Origin of the sequence: Pantoea sp. C8B4 (genome assembly GCF_051336905.1) — a bacterium.
GTDB lineage: Bacteria > Pseudomonadota > Gammaproteobacteria > Enterobacterales > Enterobacteriaceae > Pantoea > Pantoea rwandensis_B.
Map to the genome: position 1 here is coordinate 21,677 of NZ_JBGMNK010000014.1, position 18,897 is coordinate 40,573.

Consider the following 18,897-nt stretch of genomic DNA (forward strand, 5'->3'; position numbering starts at 1 on the left):
GCCCCCCTTATTACATACAGCTACCTGAGCTTGCCTTCACTGCCGCACATACGAATCTTCTCCTGCACGATGCGCTTCATTGCCCGCTTACCCGGCTCCATATACTCACGTGGATCATTGGCGTGCGGGTGCTCTCCAAAGAAGGCTTTCACTGCATCGGAGAAGGCGATTTTCAGTTCGGTCGCCACATTCACTTTACAGATACCCAGCTCAATGGACTGCCGCAGCATCGTTTCTGGGATGCCCGATGCGCCATGCAGCACCAGCGGAATATCCACACGCTCGCGAATTTGTGCCAGGCGTGCAAAATCCAGTTTCGGTTCGCCCTGATACATGCCGTGCGCCGAGCCGATGGCGACGGCGAGAGAATCAATGCCGGTGCGCTGCACGTATTCTGCTGCTTTGAGGGGGTCGGTAAAGAAGCTGTCCTTTTCATCCACCACGATGTCGTCTTCCTGACCGCCGAGACGTCCCAGCTCAGCTTCAACGCTGGCATCATAGCGATGGCAGAGGCGCACGGCCTGCACGACTTTCTCAACATTCTGCTCAAAGGCGAAGTGCGAGGCATCAATCATCACCGAGCGAACGCCCGCCTTCACTTTAGCCTCGATATCCGACAGATCTTCATGATGATCGAGATGCAGCGCGATGGGTAAATCGTACTTCTGTGCGGCCTGTTCACAGATCGCCACCAGATAGCCCAGCCCGGCATATTTATAGGTGCCCGTGGTGCCCGCCATAATCACCGGCGATCCCAGTTCCGCTGCGGTTTCCGCAATCACCTGCACGGTTTCGAGGTTATGTACGTTAAACGCAGGCACGGCATAACCGCCCTGCTGCGCCTTGATTAACATGGCGCGATTAGAGACGAGGTACATTAGACTTGTCCTCCCAGATGGCTTGAGAAGTCGAGCATGATTTTGCCGCTCATGGGTTTACCGTTCAGATCGGTGACGGCACGGGCATAAACATCGGCATCACCCTGTACGGCGATGAGTGCGGAAAGATCGATCTTTCCTGCTTCAAACAGCTGAGTCGCCTGTGCCCACTCCACACCAGGCCACGCCCCGGAGTAGTTCATCCAGCTGCCCAGCACCTTCAGCTCTTTACGCAGGATCTGACCAAAGGTGGCGCTGCTCAGGTTGAGGTCTCTGTGCAGGGTGCCAATCAGTCCCACCTGCGCCTGCGGCCCGGCAATCTGGATACTGACCTCAACGGTTTGAGGCGATCCGGCGGTTTCCAGGATCAGCTGATCAAAGCGGCGATTGCTCATTTCACTCTGGATGTCGCTTGCGCTCATTTCGGCGCTGTTAAAGACGTAATCCGCGCCCAGACGCTGAGACAGCGCCAGTCGTTCAGGGTTGATATCAATGGCGGTCACCGAGCGGGCGCCCAGCGCTTTGGCACACTGCATCGCCAGCAGGCCAATGGTGCCCGCACCAACAATAATCACCTCTTTATCGCGGCAGCCCCCTGCCAGCTCAATGGTGTGCAGGCTGACCGTCATCGGCTCAAAGAAGGCGCCTTCAACGGGCGAGGTGTTGGCCGGTAGAAGAAATAAGTTCTGACGCGGCACCACGATGTACTCCCGGTTACCGCCATCGCTGCGTGATCCAATAAAGCGGTAATTCCGGCACTGTGACCAGAGCTGGCGGCGGCACTCTTCGCAGTCAAAGCAGGGTTGCAGTGGCACGCAGGAAACCAGGTCTCCTGCCTTTAAGTCACTCACGCCAGCGCCGGTTTCAGTCACGCGGCCACAGAACTCGTGTCCAAGCGTAATCGGGTAGAAATGGGCTCCTGCGTGAAAGATGCGCGGAATATCTGAACCGCAGAGTCCGGAGCAGAGGACCTGCACCAGCACGTCATCTCTGCTTTCAATCTGAGGCAACGGCTGTTGTTCAACCGTAACGCTGCCTCCGGCGTGTATCACGACAGATTTCATGGGGTAAACTCCGGGAAGTACGGGGGACTCGCCCCCGTCGGTTATTTCGCTAAAGAATTACTCTGAGAAAGGGTGTTATCCGGTTCTGGCTGCATTGCCTGGCGCGCTCTGCGCCATGTCAGCACGACGCCCAGCAGATAAACCGTACCAATCACCACCAGCGCGGTGACGTTCTGCCAGGTCAGGAACTGGATCAGGAGATAGGTCACCGGTGAACCGCCCTGGTCCAGCGATGCCACCTGGCTTCCGGCCTTAAGTGCGCCAGCGTTGGCAGCAAGCTGGGTATGCAGCCCGATAGTCTGGGTGGCAATCCACAGCGTCATGCCCATGATGATGATGCCGGAGATCAGGGTGCGGAACAGGTTGCCCTGGTGAACGGCAACGGCCATGGCCACGAAGAAGCCGATGGTAGCTAGGTCGCCGAACGGCAGCACACGGTTGCCCGGCACGAACACGGCAATCAGGATGGTCAGTGGAATAAAGATGAGGCTGGCAGAGACCACCGAGGTGTGCCCCAGCAGCAGCGCCGGATCGAGGCCAATCAGGAATTCCTGACCACCGAATTTTGCCTGCAGGCGTTTACGGGCCTGTTTAGCAATAGGGTTGAGGCCATCCATAATGGGTTTGATCACGCGCGGCATCAGCAACATCACTGCACCGGTTTTCACCGCCAGCTGCAGCACGCCTTTGGCGTCGTAGCCTGCAAGCAGACCGATCACGATACCCATGATGAAGCCGACAGTCACCGGCTCACCAAAGGCACCGAAGCGCTTCTGTACGTCATCGGCACTGAAGTGAATACGCTTCAGGCCCGGAATTTTATCAATGATAACGTCCACCAGCACCGCCACCGGCCCCATATAGGCGGAAGAACCGTGCGGCACGGCGATGCCGTCGAGATCGAAGTAGTTTTTGGTATCGCGCGCAAACCAGTCGCCCAGTTTGTAGGCAAAGGCCGCATGCAGCACCACGCCCAGAATGCCCAGCCAGTATGAACCTGTCGCCAGATGCAGCATCGCGCCGGTGAATGTCATGTGCCAGATGTTCCAGATATCCACGTTCACCACGCGCGTCATGCGGGTGACCAGCATCAGGATGTTCACTACAATCGCAATCGGAATGGCGACCAGCGCAATCTGTGACGCCCAGGTCATTGGCGACGATCCCGGCCAGCCGACATCGACCACATCGAGGCCAATCTCAAAATTGGCCGCCATGGCTTTGGCGGCAGGTCCGATAGAGTCGAGCATCAGACCAATCACCAGCCCAATGCCGACAAAGCCGATGCCGATAAACAGGCCGGACTTAAAGGCATCGCCCACTTTCATCCCGAGGCAGACGGAGAAAATGATGATCACGATCGGCAGCATCACTGTCGGACCGAGATCGAGGATGTAACGCATGATTTCAGTAAACATAAGCTTACCCCTGAAGAACGGTCAGGATTTTGTTGCGCAACGCATCAATACCCACGCCTGAGATGAACGGCATGCCGTGCACCACCGGGATATCACCAAACTGACGGTCAACGCGGGCCGTGGTACAGATCAGGTCCACGCCGTCCATGTAGGTTTCGATCTCGTTAACGCGGCACTGCACGATTTCGACGGTAATGCTGTTCTCTTCACAGAGATCTTTGATTTCCTCTGCCGCCATGGTTGAGGTGGCAACGGCGCCGCCACAGGCGACAATCACTTTACGTTTCATTGTTTTTCTCCGGGTGCAGGGTCAGGTGTTGTTATCAGGCCGCCGGTGCGAGCAGGCGGTGGGTAAAACAGTCGGCCAGTTCGCTCTCAGGCGCGCTTAGCAGACTTTCAATAAATTCAGGCTGCTGCAGCTGGCCGAACAGCGCCTTGAGCAGGTTCAGCTGCTGTTCAGGGTGCGTGACGACCAGCGCAATAATCAGCTCGGCGCCGATCGTGCCGTCATCGTCCGCCTGCTGAAACTGCACGGGCGAGGCGGGACGGATCAGATAAATCGCCGGCTCCACAGCGTGTGACGCATCGCAGTGCGGGATGGCAACGGCGTGACCGTCCAGCGCGATGCCGGTTGGGTACGCGGCTTCACGTTCAAGCAGCGCGGCCGGGTAGCTGTCGCGACAGATGCCGTCGCGCACCATTTTCTGGCCAATGTGATTCAGCGCCTCTTCGGCATCCACAAAGCTCAGGCCGGAAGAGACGAGAAGGCGGTAGTTATGCATGGCTTACCTCTTTTTGCAGGTTCAGTTCAGGTTCACATCCGAACGCGTAGTCACGCAGGACGTCCTGAATCTTGTCGATGATGAGGGTGTGGGGATCCGCGCTGATGCTGCCGTTCAGCACGCGGTCGAACTGTTTAGGCAGGTACTGGCTCAGCAGACCGAGCGGCAGTTCAACGCCGTTAAGGTTGGCAATCAGCGTATCAAAGGCACTGACAATGCGCGCATTCGGCCAGTAGTAGCGGATGCGGTCTGAGAGGCTGTAGTGAATGTCCACCAGCGAGTCGGAGAACGCCGGGCGATAATACTTTTTCCAGTAGCCCGGTTCGTTCAGCATCACCTGATCGATGACCGCGAGGATCTGGCTCTGCTTTTCGGGCGCAATCAGGGTTTTCTCGATTTCGGCTAACGCAAAGATGGCTTCGCGCAGCGCAAAGGTCAGCGCCGGACCGACTTTCAGAATGGCGAAGTGATCTTTTACCAGCGCGCGATAGGCCGTGCGGGTCTGATAGTCGGTCGAGTGGGCTTCATACACCACCGGCGTTGACTCAATAAATGTGCTGAGTTCGCGCGCTTCGGCCGGGGCGTAGTGGATCACGCTGCTGTGATCGAACTCCACACCCGGCTGCACCACCAGCCCGATAATGCGGCCAATCGCGTCATCTAAGCCGGCGGCACGGAACGCTTTATGATGTACATCCAGCGTGTATGCCGCATCTTCTGGACGCGTAACCTTTACCTCGTTAATGGCGTGCGCTTCGCCGCCCGGTACCGGCACTTCGGTGCCGATGATGTAGGTCAGCGCGGCCTTCTGTTCTGCTGTCGCCGTTTCTTCCGCCACGCGGCACAGTTCCGCGGCGCGCTGTGCGACCACGTCCGGCGACAGTGGAACCGGGTCATCCGCACAGGACATCGAAGCATCGAGATGGATCTTACTGAATCCCGCTTTCACATACGCCGCGATCAATACGCGGGACTTCTCCATCGCCTGCTCTGCATTCTCGCCCTGCCAGACGTTAGGACCGAGGTGATCGCCGCCGAGAATCAGGCGTTCAGCCGGGAAGCCAACCCGCGCAGCGATATCCAGCACGTAATCACGAAAATCCTCCGGCTTCATACCGGTGTAGCCACCAAACTGATTGACCTGGTTTGATGTGGCTTCGATCAGGACCTGTCGCTGAGTGTGCAGATCGAGACGCAGTGCCGCTTCAATAACAAGTGGATGTGCGGAACAGACTGAGCAGATACCGCAATCAAGACCGTCTTTGTGCTGCTGGATGATTTTCTTCATTTTGTCCTCCGAAAGTATGCCTATAACCATCACAATCTTTCGTTTTTAGCACAATTGCTTTCTTTTATTTGTGTGACGGAGATCTTAATATTTTCGAATTTACACTTTATCTTTCGATATCTTTCTAAAGCAAGTCAATACCACCAAACCACCAGATTTAAATAATTCCATTTATTAACAGTGAGTTATATAACGAAATCATTTTCTTAATCATAAAAACCTCAAAGTTTGTGCTTTGTCGTTTTACTTTCTTATCCTTTCGTTTTAGGATTGGTTTTCATCTAAGGGGATCGTTTATGAACGCGTTTGAACGCAGAAACAGGATTGTTGATATGGTCAACAGCACCGGCAGCCGGCTGGTGACTGACATCTCTGCCGAATTAGGCGTGACGGAAGTCACGGTGCGGGCCGATATTCGTCTGCTGGAAGAGCGGGGACTGGTCACCCGATTTCACGGCGGTGCGGCCAGTATTGAGGCTTCGGCTAACGACGCCAACGCATCTCATACTGAAGTAAGTCTCAATGAACGTTACCAGCTGGCCGCTGATCCCAAACAGCGTATCGCCATCGAGGCCGCCAGGCTGGTGAAAGAAGGGGATACCGTGATTCTCGACAGCGGCAGCACCACTAAGCTGTTAGCCGAAGCTCTGGCCGAGCGGCAAAATATCACGGTGATCACCAACAGCCTGCCCGCCGCCACCATCCTGTCTGACAACAAAGACATCATCCTGGTGGTGTGCGGTGGCACCGTGCGCCATAAAACCGCCTCATTGCACGGCAGTATTGCCGAATTGGCATTACGCGACGTGTCGGCCAATCTGATGTTCGTGGGGGCGGATGGATTAGACGTCGAAAACGGGATCACGACCTTCAATGAAGGGTTTGCCATCAGCGCGGTGATGGCGGCCGCCTCCAGACAGGTGATTGTCCTGACAGACTCCTCCAAGTTCGGCCATAAAGGATTTAATCAGGTTCTTGCGCTCGACAAAATTCATACGGTGATCACCGATGAAGATGCGCCTGCTGAGGCGCTGGCAGAACTGAGGAAAAAAGGTAAAACGGTGATTGTGGCATGAGTGTGCCGCTAACCCCGGCCTACTCTGAGGGGCTTTCATCCAGATAGCGGGCTTTGCGTTTATCCACCTCAGCGTGATAATGCTGATAGATCTGCCGGTATTGCTTGCTGATAACTGGATCAGGCGCGATCGTCTCACTCTGTTCAGCGGTCAGCCATTCTGGGAGTAACTGTGACAGGGGAATCGTTTCGGCATGAGACGTACTATTGCGATAACACCAGTGCGCCTGAATGGCGGCACCCAATGCCGCCGCGTCAGGTACGGCTGGTCGGGTTACGGTGAGCCCGGTAATATCGGCAATCATCCCACACCAGGCTCTGCTGTTTGCGCCGCCGCCAATAATACTGACGCCGTCGAACACCAGCCCTCTGGCTTTGAAAATCTCAATGCCCTTGCAGAGATTGAAGGTCACCCCTTCGACCACCGAGCGTAACAGGTGCGGTTTGGTAAAGTTCGCCATCGTCATCCCCGAGATTTCTCCACGCGCACCCGGCAGATTGGGCAATCGCGCACCGTTCAGCCACGGAAACGAAAACAGCCCTTCTGAGCCGGGTTTACTCGCACTCAGGTAATTGTCGAAATCTTTAATGTCGATATCCATCAGCTGTCTGTAGCTATTGATGGCGTTGGTCACGTTCATCGTGCTGATAAGCGGCAGCCAGGCTCCGGTCGAGGAACAGAAGGTATTGATGTCCTCAAAGCCGCTGCAATCGATCTGTTCGGGCTGGCAGGTGGATAGGGTTCCTGATGTGCCCAGGCTCATCGTCACCTGCCCGGCAGCGATATTGCCTGTGCCTATAGCAGACATCATGTTATCGCCGCCGCCACTGGACACCACAATGCCGGTTGAAAGCCCCAGATACGCAGCAGCCTCAGCGCGGAGAAAACCGTGGGCCTGATGGGAAGCCATGATTTCGGGTAGCTTATTACTTAGGCCGGGGTCTATCAGTTTGAGGACCGTGGTACACCAGGTTTTTTGTCGGGTATCGAAATAGCCGGTTCCGGAGGCATCACCCGGCTCGGTACGAAAATGGCCGGTGAGGAAATAATTGAGGTAGTCATGTGGCAGCATCACTTTGTCGATGCGGTCGAAATGGGCGGATTCATGCTGCTTAACCCACAACAACTTACCCAGCGTAAACGCCACCGGGACCGGGATACCAATGTCAGCACTCAGGCTTTGGCCATAAACGGACTGATATGCCTGCAGAAAATGCGTCAGCTCGGAAGCACTTTCCGTATCGCACCAGAGTTTCGCCGGACGGATCACGGCGTCATGCTGGTCGAGAATCACCAGTCCATGTTGCTGCCCTGAAACACCCATCCCGATAATTTTATCGTGACCAATGCCCGTTTTTTTTATCACATCCCGCACCCCTGCTCGCATGGCATTGAGCCAGTCAGCGGGATGCTGCTCTTTCTGTCCGGGTCTTTCGTTCAGCAGAGAGTGGGCATGAAAACTGGTTGCCAGCACGTGCTGATTTTCTGCATCCCACAACAGCACCTTGGTGCCCTGCGTCCCACAATCAATTCCCAGAAACATGGCTACTCCGGCCGCGATTATTTCAATCAGGTTGAGGATCAGACTCAGGACCGGGTAGCACGTGCGGGTTAAAGCTTTTCAGTTTGAATCAACAGTTAACCCACTGATTAAAAGCGTCCTGATAATCCGGATGCCAGCGTGACAGCGCTGGGCGATTCTCAATGATATCCTGCAATGCCCAGGTGATGCGCTTTTTATCTAACTCAGCAGATACGGCGTTATCCGGACAAATGATATAGAAGTCCCCCGCCCTGAAATGCGCCACGAAATAATCAATGACCTGGCTGGCGGTCCAGGCTTCATCGGGCTTAGCATCCATTTTCTCATCGAGGCCGGGCGAGTTCATGTCTGTCCAGGTATATCCGGGCACCAGCAGATGTGCCGTTACACGCCCTGATGTAGCCTTCATTAGCTCGTGAGCTAATTGTTCGGTCAAAACCTTCATGGCCGCTTTGCCTGCACTGTATGCCGCATTGCCCGGTGGCGTCGTGATCCCTTCTTTGGACCCCAGATTAACAATCGCCCCCTTTACTGCTGCTTCCAGCATCACGGGGACAAAAAGGTGCTGAACCGACACTGCGGACAGCAAATTGATCTCAAGATTTTGCCGCCATTTTTCCGGGGCATCCCAGGGGCCCGCGCCGGCTTTTACGCCAGCATTATTGACGACCAGGGCAACCTCACCAAAGTGCTCAAGCGTCTTATCACGGAGTTGAGTCAGGTCCTCAATACAGGAGACATCTCCGGTCACGACACAGCATTCAGTCTTGAGGCTGGCAGCAAGTGCAGACAGGGAAGCTTCATCACGATCAAACAGGCTCAGTAACATCCCTTCATTGCTGAGGTGGCGTGCTAAAGCTGCACCAATCCCCTTTGCAGTGCCAGTGATAACCGCGACACGTCCGGGGACAATAATTGAATCTGTCATTGCTGACTCCATTTGTTGATGTGAACGGAAAAATACATCAGTGATAGCGCTATTACGGAGAACACCACACCTACCCAACCGGTAGAAATCCACGAGCCACCGGCAGAAATTGCCCACCCGCCAAAAGCGGCCCCCAGTGCATTAGAAATATTGAATGCACTGTGCGTGAGTGATGAGGCTAGCGTCTGAGCATCACCCGCAATATTCATCATGTGGGCCTGGAGTGCCGGGACCAGCGCGAAACCATTGCCAAGCAGAAAAACAGCAAACAGTACCGGAAGTTTCCATGAGCCAACCAGCGAGAACAAAGCCAGCATGACCAGGTTCCAGACGATTAAGCCAAAGATGGAGGGGATGAGCGCTTTGTCAGCCAGCCGGCCGCCGATGATGTTCCCTGTGACCATGCCAATCCCCCACAGCACCAGAATCCAGGGTACCGAATGCAGTTTGAAACCGCTGATCTCGGTCAGGGCGGGCGTAATGAAACTGTAGACGGCAAACATGCCAGCGAAGCTGACGGATGCCACACCAAAGGTCATGATAATTTGCGGGCTGCGGAGCGCACTCAGCTCTTTAACGGGTGAGGCATTCGCATCCGGTTTCTTTGCAGGCACAAAGAGCATAACCATGAGCGCTGTCATCGCCATGCCTGCCGCAACCATAGCGAATGACACTCGCCATCCCAGTGCTTGCCCACCCCAGGTCACGAGCGGTACACCCGCGACATTGGCCACCGCGAGACCCAGCATCACATAAGCAATATAGCGAGCTTTCTGATTGGCCGGGACCATCGACGCCGCAACCAGCGCGGAAACGCCATACCATGCGCCATGTGGAAGGCCTGAGATGAATCGTGCTGTGAGCAATGAGCCGTAACTCCAGGCTGTCGCGCTTAAGCCGTATCCCACAAGTGCGATGGACAATAACAGCAGCAATAACATTTTTCGGGGCCATCGCGCGCCAATGATGGCAAATGCCGGCGCCCCTATGACCACACCCGCAGCGTAGGCACTGATATAACTCCCCGCAGTGGGGATAGACACCCCAGTCCCTTTCGCCAGGTCAGGTAACAGACTCATTGGAGAAAATTCGCCTGTGCCAATAAATAATCCCCCTGCCCCTAGTGCCAGCATGGCCAAAAAGAGGCTAGAGGGAGGATGAACAATTTCTCTTTGTGAACCGCAAGTCTGTTCAGACATAACGCTTGAATCTCTCTGTTGAAAAGTTGCTATAGTTGAGATGTATTGCACCTTAATCGACAAAGGTGTGATTACCGTTGAGTTTTTCCGCATTGTTTATTGAATTAAAATCAACCTTGAGTGGGTAGTCATGCCTGTAAGACCCCTGTCCAGACTTTCACGCAGTGATTTAGCCGATCTCAACGCCTTTAAGGCTGTAGAGAGAACACGCAGTTTTACTAAAGCGGCCATAGAGCTGGGCATTACCACCTCGGCCTTGAGCCATTCGGTGCGCAACCTTGAAGAACGATTGGGGGTCCGCCTGCTTAACCGAACCAGCAGGACGGTTGCCCCGACTGAGGCAGGGGCTAATCTGGCATTGCGTCTTGAGGTGGGATTTAAAGAAATCAGTGAAGCGCTGGACGATATCAATCGCCTGCGCGATCGCCCAGTGGGCCGACTACGGCTCAATGTTCTCAGCGACGGTGCCCGACTGATCATTGCCAAACATCTCCCCAAATTTGTCAGCTTGTATCCCGATGTTGAAGTTGAGATAACCGTAGATGACAGAATGGTAGACATCGTCTCGGAGGGCTTCGATGCGGGTTTACGCTTTGGTAATACCGTTCCGGAGGATTTTGTCGCAATCCGACTTGGTAGCGAACTCAAATGGGTCGCCGTCGCCTCACCGCGCTATCTATATCTGCGAACCCCGCCACAAATGCCTGAAGATCTACGCTCTCATTCCTGTCTTCAGATGCGCACAGGACAGGGGACCATCTATAAGTGGGAGTTTAGGCGTGGGGAGGATTACCGCGTAATCGATGCGCCGGGTCAGATTTGCGTCAGTGAAACAGCATTAGCAATAGAATTAGCCCTCGCCGGCGCGGGTATCGCTTATTGTCTGGAACAACGCGTCAATACCTACCTTCGTGATGGCAGTTTGCGGGTCGTTTTATCCGATTGGTCCCCTACCGAGCCCGCGATTTATCTCTATTATCCTGGGCATCGTCGTGTTCCCCAGGGGTTAAGGGAATTGATTGACGTATTGAGAGAGGGCATTGAGCTGGAACAACGGATCAATCCTTGAGCAATCCACATGTCGGTTGCTATGCCTCAGAGAACCCAACTTTAGGTTCTCTGAGACCCGGTTTATTTATTCGGCTTTAAACGAAATAGATCCCGCCATCGACAACAATCGACTGCCCCGTTACTGCATAATTTTAAATCCCCTTATTTACTGACGACAGTGGGGAAACGACAGATTAAATGGGCAAACCAGGTCTGGTTAAAAATCCTATCGCTTGCTGTTTCACAACAGCCCAAACTTCCAGTTTACGACCAGCATATTCTGATCCTGGCTACGCGTGCCGGTAATATTGGTACGGTAGGTCACGTTCTTCCAGGCCAGCGTAACACCTTTAGCCACGCTCTCGGGCAGTTGATAATTCAAGCCCAGTGTGCGGACCCATTCATTCTGATTGCCACTGGTGTTGGAGGCGCGTGCATGGCTGCCGGAAACATAGCTGCTATTAAAGCTGAGCCCCGGCAGACCCAGCGCATCCAGTTTTGCACTGTAACGCAGGACCAGCGCACGCTCATGTGCCGTCTTAAATTTAGACAACGGCGACTCGCTCACCAGCCCAGTTGAGCCGCCGGATGTATCAGTGGATACGCCATCAACCGTCTGACCCGGATCAAGGTAGGGGAAACCACTCGACCCCGTTAGCTGCTGATAACCCAGACCAAAAGTGCTGCCCCACGCTGACCAGGATACAATCCCGCCGTAAGCGTTGTTATCGACACTTCCACCATACTCGTTGCCATTGCCCCGGCTGTTGAAATAGCGCAAATCCGCTTTCAGTTTTCCCGGTCCTAACGACAACGTCTTGGTCAAACCGACATAGTTTTGCTGGTAGAAATCATTGAGCTGCGCAAAGTAATAGCTGAGTTCCAGTTGTTTTACTGGCGTGTAGCGGCCACCGGCATAACTGAAGCCGGAGCTGAATCCGCTCGCTTTGCCCGTGGCTTTCAATGGCTGATAATGACTTTGATTGCGTCCCTGAACACGATCGATAAAACCAGCATCCAGTACCAGATTATCTACGTCGCGAGAATTAAGCGTATACCCGCGATAGAGCGAAGGAACTAGCCTGCCATCATTGGTTTTAATCACGGGCAAGTTTAACGATTGAAAACCGGCTTTCGCCTCGGTTTCGCTCAGCTTCGCCTTAAAGGCAAAGCGGGCGGATGCGAAACTGCGTGGGGCGCTGTTGTCATCATGCTGCGGAAACAGCCCTGTTGCGGTGTTGTATCCCTCTCGGCCTGACAGCTTTAGACCCAGCATACCCATCATATCGGCGCCAAAACCAATGGGCCCATCGGTATAACCCGAACGGCCATTAAGAATGAATCCCTGCCCCAGCTGTTCGCCGGTAGGCTGATTTTTTACCGCGCCACGGGTGTCGTTGTTGTAGTACAGCGTGCGAGCAGTGAGATCGAGATGGCTGTCATCAACCAGATTAGCTGACGCTAAAGAGGGCACAAGTGCGCTACTAAGCAGCGCACATCGAATGAACTTGTCCATGTTTTTGAAATCCAGATAACCAGCAATTAAACACTAAAAAGAATGATAATTATTAGCATTACTGTTAAACCATTACTCAATGGTGACCGATAAACAGGTTTTTTCGACAACATGTGTTCGTTTAATGGGCTACAACCATTATCAATAGGGATGCCTGCGCCGATGCAGGAGATTAACGGAAGAGAATGTGAGGTAGAAATAGAACCGGACATTTGGATGCAGACCGGAAGTTCTCTTTTGCAACCTTCCCCAGTGCCTGGACCGAGGAAGGTTTACCTTTAGAACGACATCAAACCAGCGTACCCTTCACGCCATGCGGTTCAGAACGCAAATACTGTGATGGCGCCTTGACCTGTGCATTGAGCGCAGCGGCCGCTTGCCACGGCCAGTGTGGGTTATAGAGCACCGCGCGGCCCAATGCCACCAGATCGGCATCGCCTTGCTCCAGTACCGCTTCCGCTTGCTGTGGGTCAGTGATTAAACCGACGCCCATCACTGGAATATTCACCTGCTGGCGAATGGCGCGCGCAAAAGGCAACTGATAACCAGGTCCTACAGCGATGTTTTGCAAGGGTGACAACCCACCGCTCGAAACATGCACATAATCACAGCCCAGCGCTTCCAGCTGCTGGCTAAACACAATGGATTGCGCTTCATCCCAACCGCCATCGACCCAGTCGGTGGCAGAAAAACGCACGCCAACCGGAATTGAAGCCGGCACGGCGGCGCGCACAGCGGAAAATACCTCCAGTGGGAAACGTAAACGGTTATCCAGCGAGCCACCATATTGGTCCTGACGCTGATTGCTCAGCGGCGAGAGGAACTGGTGCAGCAGATAACCGTGTGCCGCATGGATCTCAATCAGGTGAACTACCCGCCCTTAAAGGGACAGGGCTTCCAAAGGTAGCGTAGTGCTGCCTTTTTCTTTTTTGACGTTTCGCTGACCATTGCGGGCAGGGCTTTTGGCCTTGCTCGTCTTACGTTGATCTCCACGTCCAGTAACCAATTCGTTATCGTTGATTAACCCCGTTCCAGGGTGAAGTATTAACTCTATTGCCCGTTTTTTGATGATATGCGCCGCGTTGCGGTCTGCGTTGTCAGAATGTCCACACGACACACACACGAACGCATCTTGCGTCCTGCGGTTGTCGGGGTGAGTGTAGCCGCACGCGGCACACTCCTGGCTTGTATACGGGGCAGGAACGCGAAAACAGGCTTTACCCTCTGCTTTCGCTTTGTATTTCGTGAATAACTCTATGCGATGCCAGCCAATGTTGAGAATCGCCGCATTGAGGCCGCTTTTGGCCTTGCGCTGGTTCGGCAGGTAACGCCCGGATTCGTCCTGTACTGGCTTCGCCCTGCGCGTCATGCGCTGGGATTTCAGGGCTTCGAATACGATGACTCGCGCACCGTTTACCAGCGTCCGGCTGGTCTGGTGTGCAAAATCAGTGCGGATATTGGCTCGCCGGGCGTGGTAGCCGGATAACCGCTGTCTGGTACGATTGCGGCGATTGCTGCCCTTCTGCTGGCGTGCCAGGCGGCGCTGTAGGCGCTTTATATAGCGCCCGGCACGGGCGGTATGGTTTTTCTGGGATGACAGGTAGTCCAGCGCCAGATCACCCGCCTGGACAGGCACGGCAACACCACGGTCTACGCCGACGGTATTTTCTTCCAGCCAGGCGCGCTCAGCACCCGCCAGCATTGCCAGATCATCGGCATAGCTCGCCGCTTCTGGCTTACCATCTTCATAGCTAAAAGACACAAAATACTGGCCTCGCTCTTTCCTGATATACAGGGAGTCAGGCAGGTTATAGGCCGCGTGATTCTTGATCGACAGATAGCCAATATTGTTCGTCTTCGTACCGATAAACAGCCGTGTAACGCCATCGGCGCAACGGTCAAACCGAAAAAGCTCGCGCGTCAGATAGATGCTGGCGCGGTCTGTTTTGGGGTGGCGCTTCGGTCTGCCGCAAACACCTTTGAGGAATTTCCGGTACGTGTTGTACCAGTTAACGGCGGTGTTACGGATGATTTGGCTGGGGCATTCCGACAGCCACGGGGGTTAACTCCGCGTCCTTAAAATGCGCTGCCGTCTGGTCTACCGGCGCATACGTACCGACAGGGTAATACTTGCGGGCAAACGTCCGGTAATACCGTTCCTCGTCTACTTTTGCATTCCAGATAACGCGGGCGCAGCCCATCCAGCGCGATAGTTTCTCACGCTGGGAGGCCGTTGGATTCGCTCGCAGTTTTATTCCGGTCAGCATCGCTGATTACCCTTATTTATGTGTGGTTATATTATTACCATCGGGCTTTGTTATTGTCTAATGCGAGGCTTTATGTATGAGTGGAGAATCGGTAAAAGCTGCGTTTATAAGAATCATCTAGATCTAGTGTTTTCTATGAAATACTGCCGAAATGCTGGAGTGCGTAAAAGGCGTTATGGACGAAACCTGTAAACAGATGGATTGTGAGTTGCTGGAGTTTGGTGGGGAGGACGACCATGTACATTTGATGGTCGCCGTTCACTCCAACGTGGTGGTGAGTAACCTGGTCAGTAAGCTGAAAGGGAAATCATCCTGTGTGCTGCGCCGTGAATTCCGGGAAAGCGTGCGCCATAAGCTATGGGGAAACCATTTCTGGAGTCCGTCTTATTACGTGGTCAGTTGCGACGGGGCATCGCTTGATGTAGTGAAATCATATATCGAACAGCAGCAAGCCCCACCGCCGAAAAGCCTGTAAAGCAGTAGCTGGCCTTGCGTAAGGTCAACTAAAACATGTTACGCAGCTAGCACCCGCTTGACCCCCGCCTAAAGACGGGGGATTGCAGGGGCATTATGTTCAACTGCCCCTGCGCCGCAAGATTCACAAGTGGTAGCAGGGTAGGCATGACCTGAATAAAATGGTAATAAGAAATTCGCTTAACGATTGCTGCATAGAGCATTACGCTTGACCAAGATGCTGCCCTAATCCGCAGTGACTATAACTTCCGCCCTCTCCTCTCAATGCCCATGCACCGTCAGACCCACCAGCCTGACCACTATCGGGCGCACCACCAGTATGCAGACAAAGGCGGCAGGCATGGCGACCTGGTAGGCATTCATCACATTTGTCATGTAATACGGTCCCACACCAAATTCGGCAAAGGTAATGACCACACTCATCAGAAAGGCCATGATGGTCGCCATATATAGCGCGAAAATGTAAGGTGAAGTGTGCTTCGGAAAGCGAACTCTGGCGATTTTCTTGGTGGTTGCATCCGTCATAGCGTTATCCTGTTCAATATGGGTTAGCAAGGCAGCCGCTAAGCTACCAAGCTGACTAAAGCAGCGGTAGAACGGTTCTGCTTTAAACATTATTAAGCAAACATGACGAATTGAGCGCTGAGGTCTTATGGATTTGCTAGGGTTGATCGGTAGCTTTATCCGGGTAGTGGAAAACGGCAGCATCGCAGCGGCAGCGCGCGCGAAAGGGATGAGCCCTGCGGCGGTCAGTCAGAGCCTTGCCCGGCTGGAATCTCATCTAGGGGTGCGCCTTCTGTCACGCACAACCCGGAGTATGACCCTGACCGAAAGCGGTAAACGCTATTTCGAGAAAGTGCGTCATATTCCTTATGACGTGGATATCGCTTCGCAGGCTGCGGCATTGGAAATCAAGCCGCAGGGGGCACTTTGCATTGCCACGACCGCAGCATTTGGCCGCTACGTGCTCGCCCCACTGATGCCGGCATTCAAAGAGGTGTACCCCGACATTGATATTGAGCTGATTAGCACCGATCGCAATGTTGATCACCGGCGGGAGGGTGTCGACGTCAGTATTCGCATCGAAGCACAGCTGAACGATCAACTGATTGCCCGCAAAATTGCATCGTTACCTTTTATTTTCTGCGCAGCACCTGCTTATCTGCAGCGTGCGGGCATGCCGGAAAGTCCCGACGACCTTAGCCAGCACGCCTGCCTGGTTTTCCGCTATCCCACCGATGGACGCTTTTTGCCCTGGACGTTTCGGGTTGATGGCCAGGAGATGGCGGCGAAAATCAACCCGGAATTTATCAGTGACGATATTGATATCATTGCCAATATCGCGGTCAATGGCGGTGGTATTGCCCGGCTGGCGAGTTTTATTGCACAACCCTTAATCGACAGTGGGCAACTCATCGCTTTATTCCCTTCCGACCAGAACAATGAAAGTCGTGTTGCCTCTTCACCCATGAACATTTTCGCCTGCGTCAACGAACGTTCAGCGCTCAACGCAAAGGTCAGAGCCTTTATTACTTTTATAGAGCAGGCGATGCAGTCAACTTGACTCACTCCAGCGGCAGCGCTGTCTCCTGCAGGTGACGCCAGAGCACATTTCCCTGCGGGTCTAACGTGAAAACAACTGTCGAGAAACGCAACGTCTTATTTTGTCCGGGAACATGCTGCTGTTCTTTGTAGCATACCGTTGCCCCCTCCTCGCTTTCAGCCACCATCTGCATATCCAGGATGTCCAGGGTAAGCCCTTTACGCGCACCACGCTGTGTGCGGAAGAAAAGGCTCAAAGCCTCAAAATTCAGTACGACACCCGTCGTACTCACCATCGTGAATTCTGGACTGAAACGGGCTAGCAAGTTATCGCAGACACCCTCTTGCGCTTCTGCCTCACCCAACCAGCAACGAATGAATTCGTGTGCATCTAAAACTTCCTGAAAATAGCGGTTCATGACTTCTCCTGATTTAGGGTAAATAGTACGTTTCGGTTCGCGATGCGCAGGCAACATAAAATCGGCACGACACTGCTACAGGCCGCAATGACAAAGCAAAGTTGATAGGCACGATCATCAGATATGCCGCTGTTAGCCAAGAGGTTAAACAGCAGGCTAACAAGCGTGACACCCAGACAGAAACTGAGCTGACGATTGATATTCCAAATCGCACTGGCATCCGCCAAGTGCCCATCAGGTATGTACAGGAAGGCCGAACTTTGCGCCGTACTGCTGCACAAACTGCCACCCAATCCCATCAGGCAGAATGCGATCACACAGACCGTCGCTGAAGCGGAATGGCCGGTTGTGGCCAGTAGCCCGATCCCCAACGCCTGCACGGCGCACCCGAGAATAAACAGTGGACGCGGTCCCCACGAATTGAATCGCTTACCCGTAAAGCTAATCGCGATAAAAGAAGCGATCGACCAGGGCAGCATCAAAGCACCGACAAAGGCGGCATGCATGCCAAGTTCATTCTGCAGGTACAGCATGGTGATCATACTGACCCCGGTAAAAACACCCGGAACAAACTGGTAAATAAGCATGGCCGTCTTGAACAGAGGATCTTTTATCAGATGCAGATTAATCAGAGGCTGACTTTTGCCCAATGCATTCCATACGTATCCGCTAAAGACAATGATCCCACTGATGAGCATCAACACGCCCTGGTGAACAGACTGGGATTCGCCCAGTGACGTCAGTCCTAATAGGATCAAGGTCAAGGCCGCACAACCACTGACTAATCCCACCAGATCTAAACGGCCTGCTGCCTTAGTAGGTTTATCCGCGTTCAGCCAGAACCCCGCCAATACCAGTGTCACGACAGCCAGCGGTAGGCTTGCCAGAAACACCCAACGCCAGTTAAGGCTCTCAATCAATAGCCCCCCGGCGGCTGGCGACAGCGCCGGAGCCAGCAAAGCCACCAGCATCACGACAGAGGAGAGCTTTGCGCGTTCATGACTGCGATACAGCGCGTAAGTCATGGTTTGCCCGATGGGAATGAGTAATCCACCGCCTACGCCCTGCAAAAAACGCCAGCCGATAAGCTGTAAAATCGAAAGGGAAGCGGCTACGCCAACGCTACCGAGCATGAAAATGATCAGGGAGAGGATAAAAAGACGTTTTACACCAATGCGCTTCGCCAACCAGCCACTAAGCGGTATCACCAGAGTCAGGCCTAAAATATAGGCATTACTCACCCATGCCAGTTGACTGACAGGAGCATGAAAATGCCGTCCGATCTCCGGATAGGCAACATTGGCGATAAACATGTTCACCAGATCGATAAAGAATCCCAGCAAATACACAGTGGCAACGCGCACGCGATAACTCATGATTTTCTCAGTCAAAACAGTGGTCTTGCGCGCAGTATAAGGATCGGGATAAATGCGATAAATCCACGCTCAATGGT

General features: G+C 53.8%; 19 protein-coding genes and 1 pseudogene. 4 read left to right on the plus strand and 16 right to left on the minus strand.

Features of this window, described 5'->3' with window-relative positions; genetic code table 11:
• Window positions 1-20: 20 nt before the first annotated feature.
• From ACCW76_RS16380 to gatZ, 6 genes are read right to left on the minus strand one after another with little or no spacing between them, the layout of a single operon-like run.
• Window positions 21-878: a tagatose bisphosphate family class II aldolase gene (locus ACCW76_RS16380; protein WP_436339224.1), complete on the minus strand. Its 858-nt coding sequence runs from the start codon at window positions 876-878 to the stop codon at window positions 21-23.
• Window positions 878-1,942, minus strand: coding sequence for a galactitol-1-phosphate 5-dehydrogenase (gatD, locus tag ACCW76_RS16385; RefSeq protein WP_436339226.1), 1,065 nt, complete (start codon window positions 1,940-1,942; stop codon window positions 878-880). Before gatD ends, ACCW76_RS16380 begins: the two co-directional genes overlap by 1 nt.
• A gap of 41 nt (window positions 1,943-1,983) precedes the next feature.
• Complete coding sequence (locus tag ACCW76_RS16390; protein WP_436339227.1) at window positions 1,984-3,360, minus strand: PTS galactitol transporter subunit IIC; 1,377 nt, start codon at window positions 3,358-3,360, stop codon at window positions 1,984-1,986.
• 4 nt (window positions 3,361-3,364) lie between these two features.
• A complete protein-coding gene (gene gatB, locus ACCW76_RS16395) occupies window positions 3,365-3,649 on the minus strand; it encodes a PTS galactitol transporter subunit IIB (RefSeq protein ID WP_167013613.1) in 285 nt (94 codons plus the stop codon).
• A gap of 34 nt (window positions 3,650-3,683) precedes the next feature.
• Entirely contained in the window at window positions 3,684-4,142 is a 459-nt protein-coding gene (gatA, locus tag ACCW76_RS16400) for a PTS galactitol transporter subunit IIA (RefSeq protein WP_436339229.1), read from the minus strand.
• Complete coding sequence (gene gatZ, locus ACCW76_RS16405; RefSeq protein ID WP_436339230.1) at window positions 4,135-5,430, minus strand: tagatose-bisphosphate aldolase subunit GatZ; 1,296 nt, start codon at window positions 5,428-5,430, stop codon at window positions 4,135-4,137. Before gatZ ends, gatA begins: the two co-directional genes overlap by 8 nt.
• A gap of 296 nt (window positions 5,431-5,726) precedes the next feature.
• On the opposite strand from gatZ, the gene ACCW76_RS16410 reads away from it, so the two are divergent.
• Window positions 5,727-6,506, plus strand: coding sequence for a DeoR/GlpR family DNA-binding transcription regulator (locus ACCW76_RS16410; RefSeq protein ID WP_436339231.1), 780 nt, complete (start codon window positions 5,727-5,729; stop codon window positions 6,504-6,506).
• A gap of 19 nt (window positions 6,507-6,525) precedes the next feature.
• Here ACCW76_RS16410 and xylB read toward each other — a convergent pair whose 3' ends face one another.
• From xylB to ACCW76_RS16425, 3 genes are all read right to left on the minus strand, one after another.
• Window positions 6,526-8,049 (minus strand): xylulokinase, encoded by a 1,524-nt coding sequence (gene xylB / locus ACCW76_RS16415; protein WP_436339232.1) that lies wholly within the window; start codon window positions 8,047-8,049, stop codon window positions 6,526-6,528.
• A gap of 88 nt (window positions 8,050-8,137) precedes the next feature.
• Complete coding sequence (locus ACCW76_RS16420; protein WP_436339234.1) at window positions 8,138-8,977, minus strand: SDR family NAD(P)-dependent oxidoreductase; 840 nt, start codon at window positions 8,975-8,977, stop codon at window positions 8,138-8,140.
• On the minus strand, window positions 8,974-10,176 hold the full coding sequence (locus ACCW76_RS16425) for an MFS transporter (protein ID WP_436339236.1): 1,203 nt from the start codon (window positions 10,174-10,176) through the stop codon (window positions 8,974-8,976). The genes ACCW76_RS16420 and ACCW76_RS16425 overlap by 4 nt, the downstream gene beginning before the upstream one ends.
• Window positions 10,177-10,306: 130 nt before the next feature.
• Between ACCW76_RS16425 and ACCW76_RS16430 the strand changes: the two genes are divergently transcribed.
• Window positions 10,307-11,245, plus strand: coding sequence for a LysR family transcriptional regulator (locus ACCW76_RS16430; RefSeq protein WP_436339237.1), 939 nt, complete (start codon window positions 10,307-10,309; stop codon window positions 11,243-11,245).
• Between the two features lie 222 nt (window positions 11,246-11,467).
• Here the strand turns inward: ACCW76_RS16430 and ACCW76_RS16435 are convergent, their stop codons facing one another.
• The 4 genes and pseudogenes from ACCW76_RS16435 to ACCW76_RS16450 form a co-directional block, all read right to left on the minus strand.
• On the minus strand, window positions 11,468-12,742 hold the full coding sequence (locus tag ACCW76_RS16435) for an OprD family outer membrane porin (RefSeq protein ID WP_436339238.1): 1,275 nt from the start codon (window positions 12,740-12,742) through the stop codon (window positions 11,468-11,470).
• Window positions 12,743-13,031: 289 nt separating this feature from the next.
• Window positions 13,032-13,607: pseudogene (locus tag ACCW76_RS16440) on the minus strand (tRNA-dihydrouridine synthase); the annotation flags it as partial.
• Between the two features lie 15 nt (window positions 13,608-13,622).
• Entirely contained in the window at window positions 13,623-14,795 is a 1,173-nt protein-coding gene (locus ACCW76_RS16445) for an RNA-guided endonuclease InsQ/TnpB family protein (protein WP_436339317.1), read from the minus strand.
• Window positions 14,764-15,009, minus strand: coding sequence for a helix-turn-helix domain-containing protein (locus ACCW76_RS16450; protein ID WP_436339240.1), 246 nt, complete (start codon window positions 15,007-15,009; stop codon window positions 14,764-14,766). Before ACCW76_RS16450 ends, ACCW76_RS16445 begins: the two co-directional genes overlap by 32 nt.
• A 151-nt stretch (window positions 15,010-15,160) precedes the next feature.
• Between ACCW76_RS16450 and tnpA the strand changes: the two genes are divergently transcribed.
• Window positions 15,161-15,484 (plus strand): IS200/IS605 family transposase, encoded by a 324-nt coding sequence (tnpA, locus tag ACCW76_RS16455; protein WP_436339241.1) that lies wholly within the window; start codon window positions 15,161-15,163, stop codon window positions 15,482-15,484.
• 260 nt (window positions 15,485-15,744) lie between these two features.
• Here the strand turns inward: tnpA and ACCW76_RS16460 are convergent, their stop codons facing one another.
• On the minus strand, window positions 15,745-16,008 hold the full coding sequence (locus ACCW76_RS16460) for a DUF2798 domain-containing protein (RefSeq protein ID WP_436339243.1): 264 nt from the start codon (window positions 16,006-16,008) through the stop codon (window positions 15,745-15,747).
• 127 nt (window positions 16,009-16,135) lie between these two features.
• Here ACCW76_RS16460 and ACCW76_RS16465 point away from each other — a divergent pair, with 127 nt between their 5' ends.
• On the plus strand, window positions 16,136-17,047 hold the full coding sequence (locus ACCW76_RS16465; RefSeq protein WP_436339244.1) for a LysR family transcriptional regulator: 912 nt from the start codon (window positions 16,136-16,138) through the stop codon (window positions 17,045-17,047).
• Window position 17,048: 1 nt separating this feature from the next.
• Here the strand turns inward: ACCW76_RS16465 and ACCW76_RS16470 are convergent, their stop codons facing one another.
• Entirely contained in the window at window positions 17,049-17,444 is a 396-nt protein-coding gene (locus tag ACCW76_RS16470) for a DUF4440 domain-containing protein (RefSeq protein WP_436339245.1), read from the minus strand.
• Window positions 17,441-18,820, minus strand: a complete 1,380-nt coding sequence (locus ACCW76_RS16475) for an MFS transporter (RefSeq protein WP_436339247.1) — start codon at window positions 18,818-18,820, stop codon at window positions 17,441-17,443. Before ACCW76_RS16475 ends, ACCW76_RS16470 begins: the two co-directional genes overlap by 4 nt.
• Window positions 18,821-18,897: the final 77 nt, after the last annotated feature.